Annotated in this window: 1 protein-coding gene; it reads left to right on the forward strand. The window is 35.0% G+C overall.

The window, feature by feature from the left end:
- The coding region (locus tag EI162_RS14345; RefSeq protein ID WP_413038402.1) for a cyclic GMP-AMP synthase DncV-like nucleotidyltransferase at positions 1 to 809 on the forward strand (809 nt) is incomplete at its 5' end.
- Between the last annotated feature and the right edge of the window lie 26 nt (positions 810 to 835).

Here is an 835-nt window from a genome sequence, read left to right on the forward strand (position 1 = left end):
TTCTCTTTGTTGTGGTAAACAAGAGTGTAAGGCGTTGCTTATTTTTTTCAACTATTTCCCAATTCTATACAGCCCCTAGTTATAAGATTGCCGAATCTAGGACGCAAGGATCTATGGCAATGCATACCATAGTCCAAAATGATAGAAAGGACTATGACATAGATGTGGCTATAGTTTTTGAATCAGACAACCTAGGTAGTTTGGGACCTTTAGCGACAAGAAGTATGATAGCCAATGCGTTAAAGCGAGAGATGCATCAGTTTTCAGAAGAACCAGAAGTAAAGACAGGATGTGTTAGGGTACGTTATACAACTGGCTATCACATTGATTTTGCCATATTTAAAAGATCAAAATATTCTGAGTGGCAAGATGATTATAATTATGAATATGCTGGAGATATATGGTCTGCTAGAGACATTAAAGCTTTAGACGATTGGTTTATTGACGAAATCAAGGCGAAAACTGATAATTTAAGAAAAATAGTAAGACTATCTAAGATGTTTTGCAAGTCGAGAAATGCTTGGGGTTCAATGCCAAGTGGTTTAATCCAAACAATATTATGTTCGGAGCAATTTGAATCTTCTCATTCTCGTATAGATGAAAAGTTTTACCATACCTTAAAGTCTATTAGGAACAGGCTAGAATGGAATTTACAAGTCAATGCACCAAATAATATCGATAATGCTAGATTGATAACGGCTAGGCAGGTTGATCTTGATAAAATGCGTAAATGGAAAGATAAATTGTCTACGCAATTAGAAAAGCTAGATATACTATTTGGGTGGTGTGTCAAAAAGTATGCTGATTAAAATTTGAACAATTTTGAAGCCTTGAA

Source organism: Psychrobacter sp. FME6, from assembly GCF_014861365.1.
Taxonomy (GTDB): domain Bacteria; phylum Pseudomonadota; class Gammaproteobacteria; order Pseudomonadales; family Moraxellaceae; genus Psychrobacter.